Below are 14,735 nucleotides of genomic sequence, written 5' to 3'. Positions count from 1 at the left end.
CTTTTTCGTGTAAAGTAGAAAACATCCGCTGGGGATACCTTTATGCCCATTAAAGCGGGCAGGAAAGAGGAACCCCCTTTCAGGGATACCTTTATGCCCTGGAAAACGGGCGGGAAAGAGGAAACCCCTTTCAGGGATACCTTTATGCCCTGGGAGACGGGCAGGAAAGAGGAACCCCCCTCCAGGGATACCTTTATGCCCTGGAAAACGGGCGGGAAAGAGGAAACGGTATGAATACGGTTTTAATCGTGGGCGGTGGCGCTGCAGGGATGCTGGCTGGGATAGCAGCAGCCATGAAGGGCAGTACCGTCCACATTTTTGAGAAAAATGAAAAACTTGGAAAAAAAGTCTACATTACCGGCAAGGGACGCTGCAATGTGACCAATGCCTGTGATATTGAGGAGCTGTTTGGAAATGTGGTGACCAATGCCAAATTCCTTTACAGCAGCTTTTACGGCTTTACCAATTTTGATATGATGGACCTTTTGGAAGAGCTTGGCTGCCCTTTAAAAACAGAGAGGGGGAACCGGGTATTCCCGGCTTCCGACAAATCTTCCGATGTAATAAAGGTTCTTACAAAAAGGCTTTTGGAGCTTGGCGTTTCCATCCATTACCGCACTCAGGTGGAAAGGCTTTTGATAGAGGAGGGCCTCCTCCGGGGGCTGGTTTTAAAGGACAACGGGAAAACGGCAAAGGTGTATGGGGATGCTGTGATCATAGCCTGCGGCGGTTTGTCCTATGAGGCTACCGGCTCCACAGGAGACGGCTATGAAATGGGAAAGGAAGCCGGCCACAGCGTCACCTCCCTTTCCCCTGCACTGGTTCCCTTTGTAGTAGAGGAGCCGGTGGTAAAGGAGCTGCAGGGCCTGTCTCTGCGCAATGTGGAGGCCTCTGTATTAAAGGGGAAAAAGGTGGTTTATAAGGAGTTCGGGGAAATGCTTTTCACTCATTACGGAGTCAGCGGTCCGGTTCTTTTAAGCGCCAGCAGCTACGCCGTAAAAGAGTTAAAGAAAGGGCCTCTGACCCTTTCCATCGATTTAAAGCCGGCTCTTTCCGAGGAACAGCTTGACGCCAGGATCCTGCGGGATTTTGAAGAGGCTGCCAACAAGCAGTTTAAAAATTCCCTGGATCATTTATATCCTTCCAAGCTGGTTCCTGTCATGGTGGATGCAAGCGGCATTTCGCCGGAAAAAAGGGTCAATGAGATCACCAGGGAGGAACGCCAGAGGCTGGTACAAGCGACCAAGGGCTTTTGTTTGACCCTTGCGGGACTTCGGGGCTATAATGAGGCCGTCATCACCCAGGGCGGCGTTTCTGTAAAGGAGGTAAACCCTTCCACCCTGGAATCCAAGCTTCTTTGCGGCCTGTATTTTGCAGGGGAAGTGCTGGACCTTGATGCGGTGACAGGAGGCTTTAATTTGCAGATCGCCTGGTCTACCGGATGGGCGGCGGGAAGTGCTGCCGGAGAGGAGAATTCAAAGGATGAAAAAAGTTTATAATATAGCTGTGGACGGGCCGGCAGGAGCTGGAAAAAGCACCATTGCCAGATCTGTTGCAGAAAGGCTTAACTTCGTTTATGTGGACACGGGAGCCATGTACCGGGCCATGGCCCTGCATTTTTTAAGAAACGGGATACCGGCAGCCGATGAAGCGGCCATTTCACGTTCAGCCGAAAAAGTGGACGTGACCATTTCCTACGAAAATGGGATGCAGCAGGTGATTTTAAACGGGGAAAATGTTTCGGGACTTATCCGCACCCAGGAGGTCAGCGCCATGGCTTCCGCTGTTTCCGTCTATATGCCGGTCCGCAGAAAGCTGGTGGAGCTTCAAAAAAATCTGGCCTTAAAGGAAAACGTCATCATGGATGGCCGGGACATCGGAACCTGTGTCCTTCCCCATGCGGATCTTAAAATATACTTAACAGCCAGCAGCCGGGTACGGGCCAAAAGGCGGTATGAGGAGCTTTCGGCTAAAGGAGAGGAATGCAGCCTGGAGGACATTGAAAAGGATATCATTGAACGGGATTACCGGGATATGAACCGGGAGAATTCCCCCCTGAAGCAGGCGGAGGATGCCATCCTTGTGGATTCTTCCTCCATGACTGTTCCTGAAGTCGTGGACCGGATCCTTAAGCTGTTTCATGTTGTGAATCAAAAGGATATGGAGGCATATTCCCTTGATTCATTGGAATACAAAATGGAAGGAGGCAGTCTATGGAAGTGATCGTTGCCAAAACAGCAGGGTTCTGTTTTGGAGTAAAGCGGGCTGTGGAACAGGTGTATGAACAACTGAAAAGGGATGACAAGCCCATTTACACCTATGGCCCTATCATCCATAACGAGGAAGTGGTCCGTGATCTGGAGGAAAAAGGAGTAAAGGTCATCCATTCGGAGGAAGAGCTTGAGGCGGTCAGGGATGCAGTGGTGGTCATAAGGTCCCATGGAGTAGGAAGGCGCGTTTATGAGATCCTGGAAAGAAACGGGATCGAAATCGTAGATGCCACTTGTCCCTATGTGAAGAAGATCCACAGGATCGCCGAGGACCAGAATCAGGCGGGAAGACGGCTCATTATCATCGGCAATGAAATCCACCCGGAGGTGGAAGGTATTAAAGGCTGGGGAAATGACAATACTTTAGTGGTGGAAACACCCGAGCAAGTGGAAAGATTACCTCTATCAGAAGGGGAAAAGCTGTGTATTGTATCACAGACGACATTTAATTACAATAAATTTCAAGATTTAGTTGAAAAAATTTCCGAAACGAGGTATGATATACTTGTTTTAAATACGATTTGCAATGCAACACAGGAAAGACAAGTGGAAGCAAAGCGGATAGCTTCAGAAGTGGATGCCATGATTGTCATTGGCGGAAAAAGTAGTTCCAATACCCAGAAGCTGTACGATATATGCCGAAGGGAATGTAAGAATACTTACTATATCCAGACACTAGGTGATTTAGATCCTGATTGTGGAAATTCTGTGCGCAGCGTAGGTATTACAGCCGGGGCTTCAACCCCGAATTATATTATCGAGGAGGTTCATACTAATGTCAGAGTTAAGTTTTGAACAAATGTTAGAAGAATCATTGAAGACTATACGTACAGGAGAGATCGTCACTGGTAAAGTCATCGACGTAAAGGAAGATGAAATCGTCTTGAATATAGGTTACAAGTCTGACGGCATCATTCCGCGTAGTGAGTACACGGATAACCAGAATTTAGATCTTACAACCGCTGTACAGGTTGGAGAAGAGATGGAAGCCAAAGTCATCAAGGTAAACGATGGCGAAGGTCAGGTTGCCCTGTCTTACAAGAGACTGGCAGCAGACAGAGGCAATAAGAAATTAGAAGAAGCATTTGAAAACCACGAGGTACTTATTGCAAAAGTTGCACAGGTACTTGACGGTGGTTTAAGTGTGGTTGTAGAGGGCGCAAGAGTCTTCATTCCTGCAAGTCTGGTTTCTGATACTTATGAGAAGGATTTATCCAGGTATGCAGATAAGGAGATCGAATTCATCATTACCGAATTCAATCCAAAGAGAAGAAGAATCATCGGCGACAGAAAGCAGCTCATGGTTGCTAAGAGAGCCGAGCTGCAGAAGGAATTATTTGAGAGAATCCATACCGGCGATGTGGTAGAAGGTACCATCAAGAATGTAACCGATTTTGGCGCATTCATTGACCTTGGCGGTGCTGACGGCCTGCTTCATATTTCCGAGATGAGCTGGGGCAGAGTAGAGAGCCCGAAGAAAGCTTTCAAGGCCGGAGAGAAAATTAAAGTTCTGGTTAAGGATATTAACGGTGATAAGATCGCCCTTAGCTTAAAGTTTCCGGAGACAAATCCGTGGAAGGATGCTTCTTTAAAATATGCAGTAGGAAACGTAGTAAGCGGAAGAGTTGCACGTATGACGGATTTCGGCGCATTTGTTGAGCTGGAACCAGGCGTGGATGCACTGCTTCACGTATCCCAGATTTCCAAGGAGCATGTTGATAAACCGTCAGATGTTCTGGCAATCGGCCAGGAGATCGAAGCCAGAGTCGTTGATTTCAACGAAGGTGACAAGAAGATCAGCTTAAGTATCAAGGCACTTCAGTCACAGGATGAGGCATTATCTGAGGATGGTACGGTATATTCTGACGAAGTTTAAGCATAATAGATAATAGGTAGAACAGATGGGGAAGTGGAGCGATCCGCTTCCTTTTTATGATGTAAAAAAGCCTGTAGAAAGAAGAGAGGGACAATATGAAAAACAGGATCAATTTCTGTCTGGCAGCCATTATGATGCTGTCTTTTCTCATATCCGGGTGCGGGAAGAACAAGGAGACACAGCCGGAACAGACGGCAGCCCAGCCAGCCAACGTTACAGGAGAAGCAAAAAGCGGCTCAGGAGAAACATCAGACGGTGTGGGGCCGGAGGATGATTACTATGAGTATGTAAACCAGCATCTGCTGGCACAGACGGAGATACCAAAGGATTCCAGCAGTTGGAGCTATTTTTATCAGTTGGACAAGGATTCCTACCAGGTTCTTAATGAAGTGCTGAATGAGGCGGTAGAGAACCGGAAGGAGGCAAAGCCTGATTCTCTGGAACAGAAGATCGCGGACCTGTATTTAACGGCCATGGATATGGAAGGCCGGAGAAAGTCCGGTTTTGGGCAGCTTGAGCCTTATCTGAATGAAATAAGAAACGCTTCCGGCATCAATGATTATTTAAAAAGCCTTGGAAATGCCTATAAGGATCTGGGAGTGAGCAGCATCATTACGGTAGAGTGGATGGAAGATATGAGCGATTCCAGCCGGTACGCCCTGTATGTGGATGGGGCGGATTTAGGGCCGGGAAAGGAAACCCTGGAAGATAAGACCCAGGCAAAGCTGATGGACCAGTACAAAGACTATATGGCAAGAACCCTGGAGTATACGGGCATGAGTAAGGAAGAGGCAGAAAAAGCTGCCGCCGAGATCCTGGCCCTTCAAAAGGACCTGGCTGAAAGCGCCCTTCCCTTAAGCCGGCAGAATGACCCTGATATCATATACAATCCTTATTCCCTGGAGGAAATAAGGGGACTGCTTCCGGAAGGCACCGTGGACTCTTATCTTGCGTCAGCAGGGCTGACAGGGGTTGACACCTTTGTGGTGACCCAGAAGGAACAGATGGCAAAAATCGGCCGGTACCTGACAGAGGATCATCTTCCTGTTTTAAAGAATTATTCCATCTTCAGTCTGGTAAATGATTTTGCACCTTATCTCACTCCTGAAATCAGAGATAATTATCTGGACTGGAATAATGCCCAGAACGGCATTAAGGAGAGAAAGGCCGACGAGAAGCTGGCCGGTGAAATGACCCAGAATATGCTTGGTTTTGAATTCGGCAGGCTATATGTGGAAAAGCGTTTTTCACAGGAAGATAAGGCGGCCATCCAGGAAATGGCCCACCAGATCCTTGAGGCTTATAAAAAGCAGATCATGGCCCTTGGCTGGATGGGAGAGGAAACAAAGGCGGAAGCCCTTAAAAAGCTGGACACCATGACCCTTAAGATCGGATATCCGGACAAGTGGCCTGATGATTATGGAAAGGCCTCCGTCACACCGGCGGAACAAGGGGGAAACTTAATCGACAATATTCTTTCCCTTATAAAAGCCAAAACTGATGTGAACAGGGAAAAGGTCCGCAAACCGGTGGATAAAACGGAATGGGGCATGACGCCTCAGACGGTCAATGCCTATTACAATCCAACGGGCAATGAGATCGTATTCCCGGCTGGCATTTTGCAGGCGCCTTTTTATGATCCTGCCGCTGAACCTGCCTCCAATCTGGGAGGAATCGGAACGGTCATTGCCCATGAAGTCAGCCATGCTTTTGATTCCTCCGGGTCCCTTTACGACGAAAAGGGGAATTACCATGTGTGGTGGACCAATGAGGACAGAGAAAAATTCAAAGCGCTGGCGGACCAGGCGGTGGTTTATTATGACGGGCAGGAAGGATATGAGGGACGTATGGTAAACGGGGCTCAGACTTTAAATGAGAATATCGCGGATCTGGGTTCCATGGCCTGCATTACGTCCATTGTAGGAGATGATGTGGATGGTTTAAGACAGGTCTTTAAGCAGTATGCCACCATATGGGCGGCCAAGTATACCCCGGAGACCATGATCAAAAGGCTGAACACTGATGTCCATTCCCCTGCCAGGGTAAGGGTCAATGCAGTTCTCAGCTCCACCGATGCCTTTTATAAGGCTTATCCTGAAATAAAAGAGGGAGACCCCATGTACGTGGCTCCTCAAAAGCGTGTGAAAATCTGGTAAAACCATAAGAGAAAGCCATGACATGTCTGGAAGGTTTCCTACATGTCATGGTTTTTTAAATTTTTTATATTATCGACAGAAAGATTTAATAAAAAACTTGACAACTGCCGTAGGTTAGTGTATACTAACTTTTGAGTAATGGGAATGATTCTCATTAATAACAACAAAGAAATGCCTTACAGGTATCCCTTTATTCCCGGTAAAACCGGGCGGTCCTGCCTGAAATGCAAGAATAATAAAAAGAAAGAAGATGATGGATGATGCCTTTGACAATGGTGAAGACAGGGGAACCCAACGTAATCCGAAGGGTGGGCGGCAAGGAAGAAACAAGACGCTTTTTGGAGAATCTTGGCTTTGTATCCGGAGGAATCGTGACTGTTGTTTCTGAAATGGGCGGAAATATGATTGTAAATGTAAAGGATTCCAGAGTGGCGATTGGGAAGGATATGGCCAATAAGATCCTGGTGGAATAGAGAAGGAGAAAAGACAATGACATTAAAGGAAGTTCCATGCGGAAAAACAGTTAAGGTAACAAAGCTCACTGGGGAAGGTCCTGTCAAGAGACGGATCATGGACATGGGCATCACAAAAGGAGTGGATGTTTTTGTGAGAAAGGTAGCTCCCCTTGGGGACCCGCTTGAAGTGACTGTAAGAGGCTATGAATTGTCCCTGCGGAAAGCGGATGCAGAAATGATTCTTGTAGAGTGATTTTTTGCAAATGAGTTAGGTATGACTAATACCGGATAAATTAGATGCTGACAGGCAGAAAGAGGTAGAGTATGTCAATTAAGATTGCATTAGCAGGTAATCCGAACTGCGGAAAGACAACGCTGTTTAACGCGCTTACGGGATCCAATCAGTTTGTGGGGAACTGGCCGGGCGTAACAGTAGAGAAGAAGGAAGGAAAGCTGAAAGGCCATAAGGATGTGATCATCATGGACCTTCCCGGCATTTATTCTCTTTCTCCCTATACCCTGGAAGAAGTGGTGGCCAGAAATTATCTGATCACAGAGCGGCCGGATGCGATTTTGAATATTGTAGATGGAACCAATATAGAGCGTAACTTATACTTGTCAACTCAGCTTATGGAACTGGGTATCCCGGTGATCATGGCGGTCAACATGATGGATATTGTTGAGAAAAACGGAGACAAGATACATATTCAAAAGCTGAGCCAGAAGCTGGGCTGCGAGGTAGTGGAGATTTCTGCATTAAAGGGAACCGGAATCCAGGAGGCGGCAAAAAGGGCCGTAGCTCTGGCAAATCAGAAAAGGAATGCGGTCCCAGTCCATAAATTTGCGTTGGAAGTGGAATCTGTTCTGGATTCTATTGAAGATAAGCTGGGGAATGAGATTCCGGAAGATCAGAAGCGCTTCTTTGCCATCAAGCTTCTGGAAAAGGACAATAAGATCCAGGCCCAGATGAAACATGTGCCGGATGTATCAGAAGAGATCAGCCGGATCGAGAAAGAAATGGATGATGATACAGAAAGCATTATCACCAATGAGCGTTACGTATATATTTCATCCATCATTCATGAGTGTTTTACCCGCAACAAGGTGGAAAAACTGACTGTTTCCGATAAAATTGACCGGATCGTAACAAACCGCTTCCTGGCTCTGCCTATCTTTGCTCTGGTTATGTACATTGTATATTATGTTTCTGTTACAACCGTTGGAACCTGGGCTACTGACTGGGCCAATGACGGTGTGTTCGGTGAAGGCTTCAGCTTCTTTGGTTTAAACATTCCCGGTGTACCGGTTGTTATGGAAGGCATTTTAACAGCCGTAGGCTGTGCAGATTGGCTCCAGGGACTGATTCTTGACGGAATCGTAGCCGGTGTGGGCGCTGTTCTTGGTTTCGTACCTCAGATGCTGGTACTTTTCATCTTCCTGGCATTTTTAGAGGCTTGCGGCTACATGGCGAGAGTTGCTTTCATCATGGACCGTATTTTCCGCCGGTTTGGTCTTTCCGGTAAATCCTTTATCCCGATGTTAATCGGAAGCGGCTGCGGTGTGCCTGGAATCATGGCTTCCCGTACCATTGAAAATGACCGTGACCGTAAGATGACTATTATGACAACTACCTTCATTCCCTGCGGGGCAAAGCTTCCCATCATCGCTTTGATTGCAGGTGCATTGTTTGGCGGAGCATCCTGGGTGGCTCCAAGTGCTTACTTTGTAGGAATAGCAGCCATCGTTTGCTCAGGAATTATTTTAAAGAAGACAAAAATGTTTGCAGGAGATCCGGCTCCCTTTGTTATGGAGCTTCCGGCATACCATATGCCAACCGTTATAAATATTTTAAGAAGCATGTGGGAACGTGGCTGGTCCTTTATTAAAAAGGCAGGTACCATCATTCTTCTGGCAACTATCTTTGTTTGGTTTACTTCATTCTTTGGCTGGGTTGACGGCGAGTTCAGAATGTTGGACGCTTTGGAACTTGACCACAGTATCCTGGCAGCAGTTGGAGGCACAATCAGTTGGATCTTCGCACCTCTTGGCTGGGGTGACTGGAAATCTGCGGTTGCAGCAATTACCGGGCTGATAGCCAAAGAAAACGTAGTAGGAACCTTTGGTATTCTGTTCGGTTTTGCGGAAGTTGCAGAAGATGGATCTGAAATATGGGGAACACTTGCAACCAACATGACTCCTTTAGCAGCATATTCCTTCCTGGTATTCAATCTTCTTTGCGCTCCGTGCTTTGCTGCCATGGGCGCCATCAAGAGAGAGATGAACAATGCCAAATGGTTCTGGTTTGCTGTTGGATATCAGACCCTCCTGGCTTATGTGGTATCCCTTTGCGTTTACCAGATCGGAAATCTGGTGTCTACAGGCAGTTTTGGAATCTTTACAGTGGTTGCTTTTGCTCTGGTCGCAGGATTTATTTACCTCCTGGTAAGACCGTCAAAGGAAGAAAAAACATCAAACATTCATTTAAGCAGCGTGGCAGGAGCTAAATAAGCTCCGGCCATAGCTGGGAGCCTGCACCTTACCTGCAGGCTCAAAATATAAGGAGGTACTTTATGGGAACACTGGTTGTTTTAATCGTTGTCGCCGGACTGGTGACATTGGCAGTAAAAAGTATGATCCGTGACAAAAAGAACGGGAAATCCATTCAGTGCGGCGGAGAATGCAAGAATTGCGGAGGACATTGCCATTAAGTGAGGCAGCAGAAGGAAACACCCTTCGGGTATCCCTTTACACCCTTAAAGTGGGGTGGGCCCTGCCCAAAAGCGTAGGCAATAATAAGGAAAGAGCTGTTTAAGCCTTAAAAATACCTGTAAACGGAGGCGCGCAAGTGGAGAAACAAACGAACATCAATGAGAAAAGAAAAATGCCTGACGCCAGAAGCTATCACAGGACAAAAATGCAGAAAGAGCTGATCATTGAGAAGTTGAAGGAAAAAGGATGCAGGATCACAAAGCAGCGCTGTACGCTGCTGGATATCATATTAGAGCATGAATGTTCCAGTTGCAAGGAGATTTATTATAAGGCATCAGGCGTGGATGAGTCCATAGGCGCTGCCACCGTCTACCGGATGGTCAATGTCCTGGAAGAAATCGGAGCTATCAGCCGGAAGAACATGTATAAGATCGTTTATTCCGAAACTTGTCCCATGGAGGAGGCATGTACGGTGGTTTTAGACGATGAAACTACTTATCAGCTTTCCGCCAAGAACTGGAATCAGGTGGTTCAGGCCGGCCTTACTGCCTGCGGATATCTGGAGGGCCGGAAAATATCTTCTATTATAGTAAAACCCTGTGAATGTGAGAACGCTGATTGCATTTAATATGGAGTTAGCATGAACTAACTAAAGAAGCGAGTATAGTAACTATGGATAGCGGACCGGAATTTAAATTATGCACAGGCGGAGTGGATTACCATGAGATCATCCAATGCATTGTAAGCGCATTGGATGCCAAAGACCCCTATACCGCGGGGCATTTCCAAAGGGTGAGCGATATGGCGCTGGCCCTTTCGGAGTTTTTAAGGCTTGATAAAGATGAGATAGAAAAAATACATATAGCCGCCCACCTTCATGACATCGGGAAGATTGGAATTCCGGATTCTGTTTTAAACAAACCGGAAAAGCTTTCTGAGGAAGAGTGGGTGGCTATGAAAAAACATCCCAGGATAGGGGCTGATATTTTAAGCAAATCCCGTCATTTAAAGGAACTGAAGGATATTGTCCTGTATCACCATGAACGCTTTGACGGAAAGGGATATCCGGAAGGGCTGAAAGGAGAGGAAATCCCTCTGGGAGCCAGGATCATAGCCATCTGTGATTCCATTGATGCCATGACATCAGACCGGGGATACCGTAAGGCTTATTCCATGGAACACTGCTATGAAGAAATCGAAAAGAATCTAGGAGTGATGTACGATCCGGTAATAGGGGCATTGGCATTAAAGCATTGGGAACAGGTGACCGGAACGGCGGGAAAATGATAAAATTTATCAATAGACGGAATTGTGTTTGACTGGTGAAAATATGCCTGATATGATTTCACTATAAAAGGATAAATCTGGATATACAGAGGAGGATACGAAAGATGTGGGATATTTTTAAGCTTAAAAAGGCTGGGATCTTTGCCGGAGGTGTGCTCTTTGGAACAGCAGGAGTCAAGCTTCTTTCCAGTAAGGATGCGAAGAAGGTCTATACTAATTGCACCGCAGCCGTTTTACGGGCAAAGGATTGCGTTATGAAGACGGCCACCTTGGTTCAGGAGAATGCAGAGGATATCCTTGCCGAGGCAAAGCAGATCAATGAAGATCGGGCGGCTAAGGAAGCTGAGGCTGTTCAGGAGCCGGAGACAGCAGAGGATGGCAGCGGCAAGGAGCATTAGACGACAAATGAAAAGGAGAGAGCGGGGCCAAAAGAGAGAACGGCCCCGTTTTCTATAGGGAGGACCAGACGTGAAGTTTATTATCAAACATGAAATATCCGGCAGGCTCCGGATCCGCCTTTCCCAGCCGCAGATGACCTGCGGGGAAGCCGATACTCTATTGTACTACCTCCATAGTCTGAAGAATGTGACCGGGGTTAAAGTCTATGAGCGCACCGCCGATGCGGCCATTTGCTACGTTGGAAGCAGGGAAGAAATTCTGGAAGCCCTGAAATGCTTTCAATATGAGTCTGTCCAGGTGCCTGCCGGGGTGATCGAGCATTCCGGGCGTGAGCTGAATGCTAAGTATCAGGAGAAGCTTGTGGGCAGGGTGGTGCTGCGGACGGTAAGGAAGCTTTTCCTTCCGGGACCCTTAAGGACTTTCCATATAGGATTCCAGTCCATGAAATACCTTGTCAGGGGGATCAAGTGTCTATTGAAGAGGAGGCTTGAAGTTGCGGTCTTAGATGCTGTAGCCATCGGCGTATCCGTACTGCGGGGGGAATTGGAGACAGCAGGTTCTGTCATGTTCTTACTTGGGATCGGAGAACTTCTTGAAGAGTGGACCCATAAGAAATCCGTTGGGGATTTAGCCCGGAGCATGTCCTTAAATGTCAGCCGGGTCTGGCTTTTAAGCGGCAGCCAGGAAGTTCTGGTAGAAGCCTCCTCCGTTGAACCTGGGGATGAGGTGGTGGTGCACCTGGGAAATGTCATCCCCTTTGACGGGGCCGTCGTTTCCGGAGAAGCCATGGTAAATCAGGCGTCTTTGACGGGAGAAGCCCTTCCAGTGAAAAAGGAAGCAGGCGGATATGTGTATGCCGGGACAGTGGTGGAGGAAGGAGAACTGACCATCAAGGTCCGGGAAGTTTCCGGTTCCACCCGGTTTGAAAAGATCGTTACCATGATCGAGGAATCGGAAAAGCTGAAATCTTCTATGGAAAGCAAGGCCAGCCATCTGGCTGATAAGCTGGTGCCCTATACCCTTATGGGTACGGGCCTTACCTGGCTGTTTACCGGTAATGTGACGCGGGCCCTTTCCGTGCTGATGGTGGACTTTTCCTGTGCATTAAAGCTTGCCATGCCCATTTCCGTCCTTTCTGCCATAAGGGAGGCGGGCATGTACCACATAACCGTTAAGGGAGGCAAATATTTAGAGGCAGTGTCAGAGGCTGTGACCATTGTCTTTGACAAGACAGGAACTCTTACAAAGGCAAGGCCAACAGTAGAGGAAGTGGTGACCTTTGGAGAAGAGAGGCCGGAAGAAATGCTTCGCATTGCAGCCTGCCTGGAAGAGCATTTCCCTCACTCCATGGCAAAGGCAGTGGTGACGGCGGCCAACAACCAGGGGCTGGAGCACGAGGAAATGCACTCCAAGGTGGAATACATTGTGGCTCACGGCATTGCCTCGTCCATAAACAACAGGAAAGTGGTCATCGGAAGCTATCATTTTATCTTTGAGGATGAAGGCTGCAAGGTGGAAGATGCTTACCGGGAGAAATTCGAAAGCCTGCCGCCGGATTGTTCCCACCTTTACCTTGCCGTGGACCAGAAGCTTTCGGCCGTGATCTGCATTGAAGATCCCCTTCGGGAAGAAGCTGCGGCAGTGGTGAATTCCCTTAAAAAGGCAGGAATCCGTAAAACGGTTATGATGACAGGAGACAGCGAACGGACTGCAGCGGCGGTTGCCGCCAAAGTAGGGGTAGATGAATATTATTCGGAGGTACTGCCTGAGGAAAAAGCCCGTTTTATAGAGAGGGAAAAGGCGTCAGGGAATGTGGTCATTATGGTGGGGGACGGGATCAACGATTCACCTGCCCTTTCCGCGGCTGATGTGGGGATCGCCGTCAGTGACGGCGCAGAGATCGCCAGGGAGATTGCGGATATTACCATTGCGGCGGACAATCTTTATGAAATCGTTACCCTGAAGCTGTTAAGCGACAGCCTGATGAAGCGGATCCATAAAAATTACCGGAGCATTGTTGGCTTTAATACGGTCCTTATCCTTCTGGGAGCCGGAGGGGTCATGTCTCCCACGGTCTCGGCGCTGCTTCATAATACGTCCACCCTGGGGATCAGCCTCAGCAGCATGCAGAATCTGCTGTCCTAGGAAGCCGGGATTGACATTCCCGTCTCCCTGATGTATACTTGCAATGAAAACTCAAAGGGGTGCTGGAGAAAGTCCGGCTGAGATAAAGCAGAATTGCCTTAAACCCTGTAACCTGATCTGGATAATGCCAGCGTAGGAAGCTTTCAGGCTAAGCCTGTTCACCCGCCCGGATATCCGGGCGGGTTTTTTGCGCAACCAATGAGCCGGGTAAATATGCCTGCATATTCATTCGGTGAATGCCGCCATAACTAAGAAAAAACCGCAAAGTAGGTTTTCCTTAGTTTATACCATCACACAAAAAGGAGAGAAAAGACATGAACGCAAGCGTAGCGATCCAGACACTGCCGGAGGCAAAGAATGATGAGGAGCTGATCCGCATCGTTGACCAGGTGATCGATTATATCAGGAATACCGGACTAAACTATTATGTAGGGCCTTTTGAAACTGCCATTGAAGGGGATTATGATGAGCTGATGGACATTGTTAAGGAATGTCAGCACATTGCCATCAAGGCAGGGGCTCCCTCTGTTGCCGCTTACATCAAAGTCACCTACCGGCCGGAAGGAGAGGTGCTGACGATTGAAAAGAAAGTATCAAAGCATCACAAGTAAGCTTTGGTCCTGGTCAGCGGTTCTTGGGCTTTTGATCCTGTGGCAGGGGATCACGGCATTTGGCCTTGTGGACGGTTATCTCCTTCCTTCTCCCATAAGCGTTGGAAGAGCCTTTATAACGGAATTTCCTGTTCTGGCCTTCCATGGGGGAATCACCCTTCTTGAGGCGTTTTTAGGACTGTTTCTGGGAGTGGGGACCGGCTTTGTGATCGCCGTGATCATGGATCATTTTACCGGACTTTACCAGGCCTTTTATCCCCTGATCGTCCTGACCCAGACCGTTCCCACAGTGGCCATTGCACCTCTTCTGGTGCTGTGGTTCGGCTATGGAACGGCTCCCAAGGTGATCCTGATCGTGCTGACCACCTTTTTCCCCATTACCATGGGCCTGCTTACGGGGTTTAAGTCGGTAAGTCCCGATGCAGTGAACCTTTTAAGATCCATGGGGGCGGGAAAAATGAAAATATTCCGCTACATCAAGCTTCCCGGAGCCATGGGGCAGTTTTTTGCCAGCCTCAGGATATCCGTCTCCTACGCGGTGGTGGGAGCGGTCATCTCCGAATGGCTGGGAGGCTTTGGCGGACTGGGGGTTTATATGACCAGGGTGAAAAAATCTTTTGCCTTTGATAAAATGTTTGCAGTCATATTTCTTATATCCGCTGTCAGTCTTCTTCTCATGAAAGGCGTGGACATGCTTTCAAAGAAATGCATGCCATGGGAAGATTGAACGAAAAACGTTTTTTAACCGAATCAAGTAAGTCCCACTGCTTTAAATGGAAAAGTATTAAGTGGTGGTGAGGACTTGCTTATGTCAGGTGGAGTACAAG

At 47.9% G+C, this 14,735-nt stretch carries 16 protein-coding genes and 1 riboswitch; all 16 genes read left to right on the top strand.

What is annotated here, in order from left to right:
- The first annotated feature begins 42 nt into the window (after positions 1-42).
- The 16 genes from ACYVD3_RS10680 (at position 43) to ACYVD3_RS10605 (ending at position 14,635) form a co-directional block, all read left to right on the top strand.
- Positions 43-234, top strand: a complete 192-nt coding sequence (locus tag ACYVD3_RS10680; protein ID WP_460642498.1) for a hypothetical protein — start codon at positions 43-45, stop codon at positions 232-234.
- Positions 231-1,499, top strand: coding sequence for a BaiN/RdsA family NAD(P)/FAD-dependent oxidoreductase (locus ACYVD3_RS10675; protein WP_460642497.1), 1,269 nt, complete (start codon positions 231-233; stop codon positions 1,497-1,499). The genes ACYVD3_RS10680 and ACYVD3_RS10675 overlap by 4 nt, the downstream gene beginning before the upstream one ends.
- Complete coding sequence (gene cmk / locus ACYVD3_RS10670) at positions 1,483-2,223, top strand: (d)CMP kinase (protein WP_460642496.1); 741 nt, start codon at positions 1,483-1,485, stop codon at positions 2,221-2,223. Before ACYVD3_RS10675 ends, cmk begins: the two co-directional genes overlap by 17 nt.
- Positions 2,214-3,065: a 4-hydroxy-3-methylbut-2-enyl diphosphate reductase gene (gene ispH, locus ACYVD3_RS10665; protein WP_460642495.1), complete on the top strand. Its 852-nt coding sequence runs from the start codon at positions 2,214-2,216 to the stop codon at positions 3,063-3,065. The genes cmk and ispH overlap by 10 nt, the downstream gene beginning before the upstream one ends.
- Positions 3,046-4,146, top strand: a complete 1,101-nt coding sequence (gene rpsA / locus ACYVD3_RS10660; protein WP_460642494.1) for a 30S ribosomal protein S1 — start codon at positions 3,046-3,048, stop codon at positions 4,144-4,146. The genes ispH and rpsA overlap by 20 nt, the downstream gene beginning before the upstream one ends.
- Positions 4,147-4,241: 95 nt before the next feature.
- The gene (locus tag ACYVD3_RS10655; RefSeq protein WP_460642493.1) at positions 4,242-6,302 is read left to right on the top strand and encodes a M13 family metallopeptidase; all 2,061 of its coding nucleotides are present in this window, start codon (positions 4,242-4,244) and stop codon (positions 6,300-6,302) included.
- Between the two features lie 257 nt (positions 6,303-6,559).
- Positions 6,560-6,775, top strand: coding sequence for a FeoA family protein (locus ACYVD3_RS10650; protein ID WP_460642492.1), 216 nt, complete (start codon positions 6,560-6,562; stop codon positions 6,773-6,775).
- Positions 6,776-6,791: 16 nt separating this feature from the next.
- Entirely contained in the window at positions 6,792-7,010 is a 219-nt protein-coding gene (locus ACYVD3_RS10645; protein WP_460642491.1) for a FeoA family protein, read from the top strand.
- A 71-nt stretch (positions 7,011-7,081) separates the two neighbouring features.
- A complete protein-coding gene (gene feoB / locus ACYVD3_RS10640) occupies positions 7,082-9,265 on the top strand; it encodes a ferrous iron transport protein B (RefSeq protein ID WP_460642490.1) in 2,184 nt (727 codons plus the stop codon).
- A gap of 62 nt (positions 9,266-9,327) precedes the next feature.
- Positions 9,328-9,465: a FeoB-associated Cys-rich membrane protein gene (locus tag ACYVD3_RS10635; protein ID WP_460642489.1), complete on the top strand. Its 138-nt coding sequence runs from the start codon at positions 9,328-9,330 to the stop codon at positions 9,463-9,465.
- 173 nt (positions 9,466-9,638) lie between these two features.
- On the top strand, positions 9,639-10,094 hold the full coding sequence (locus tag ACYVD3_RS10630; RefSeq protein WP_460642730.1) for a transcriptional repressor: 456 nt from the start codon (positions 9,639-9,641) through the stop codon (positions 10,092-10,094).
- A 44-nt stretch (positions 10,095-10,138) separates the two neighbouring features.
- Complete coding sequence (locus tag ACYVD3_RS10625) at positions 10,139-10,753, top strand: HD-GYP domain-containing protein (RefSeq protein ID WP_460642488.1); 615 nt, start codon at positions 10,139-10,141, stop codon at positions 10,751-10,753.
- Between the two features lie 104 nt (positions 10,754-10,857).
- Complete coding sequence (locus ACYVD3_RS10620; protein ID WP_460642487.1) at positions 10,858-11,151, top strand: DUF6110 family protein; 294 nt, start codon at positions 10,858-10,860, stop codon at positions 11,149-11,151.
- Positions 11,152-11,221: 70 nt separating this feature from the next.
- Positions 11,222-13,297 (top strand): heavy metal translocating P-type ATPase, encoded by a 2,076-nt coding sequence (locus tag ACYVD3_RS10615; RefSeq protein WP_460642486.1) that lies wholly within the window; start codon positions 11,222-11,224, stop codon positions 13,295-13,297.
- Between the two features lie 45 nt (positions 13,298-13,342).
- Positions 13,343-13,454, top strand: a riboswitch (TPP riboswitch).
- A 157-nt stretch (positions 13,455-13,611) separates the two neighbouring features.
- Positions 13,612-13,908, top strand: coding sequence for a thiamine-binding protein (locus ACYVD3_RS10610; protein WP_460642485.1), 297 nt, complete (start codon positions 13,612-13,614; stop codon positions 13,906-13,908).
- On the top strand, positions 13,877-14,635 hold the full coding sequence (locus ACYVD3_RS10605) for an ABC transporter permease (protein ID WP_460642484.1): 759 nt from the start codon (positions 13,877-13,879) through the stop codon (positions 14,633-14,635). Before ACYVD3_RS10610 ends, ACYVD3_RS10605 begins: the two co-directional genes overlap by 32 nt.
- Positions 14,636-14,735 lie beyond the last annotated feature (100 nt).

It is taken from the genome of Lacrimispora brassicae, from assembly GCF_054772055.1.
Note: the sequence above shows the minus strand (reverse complement) of the source record. Positions and strands in the feature narration are given on the sequence as shown.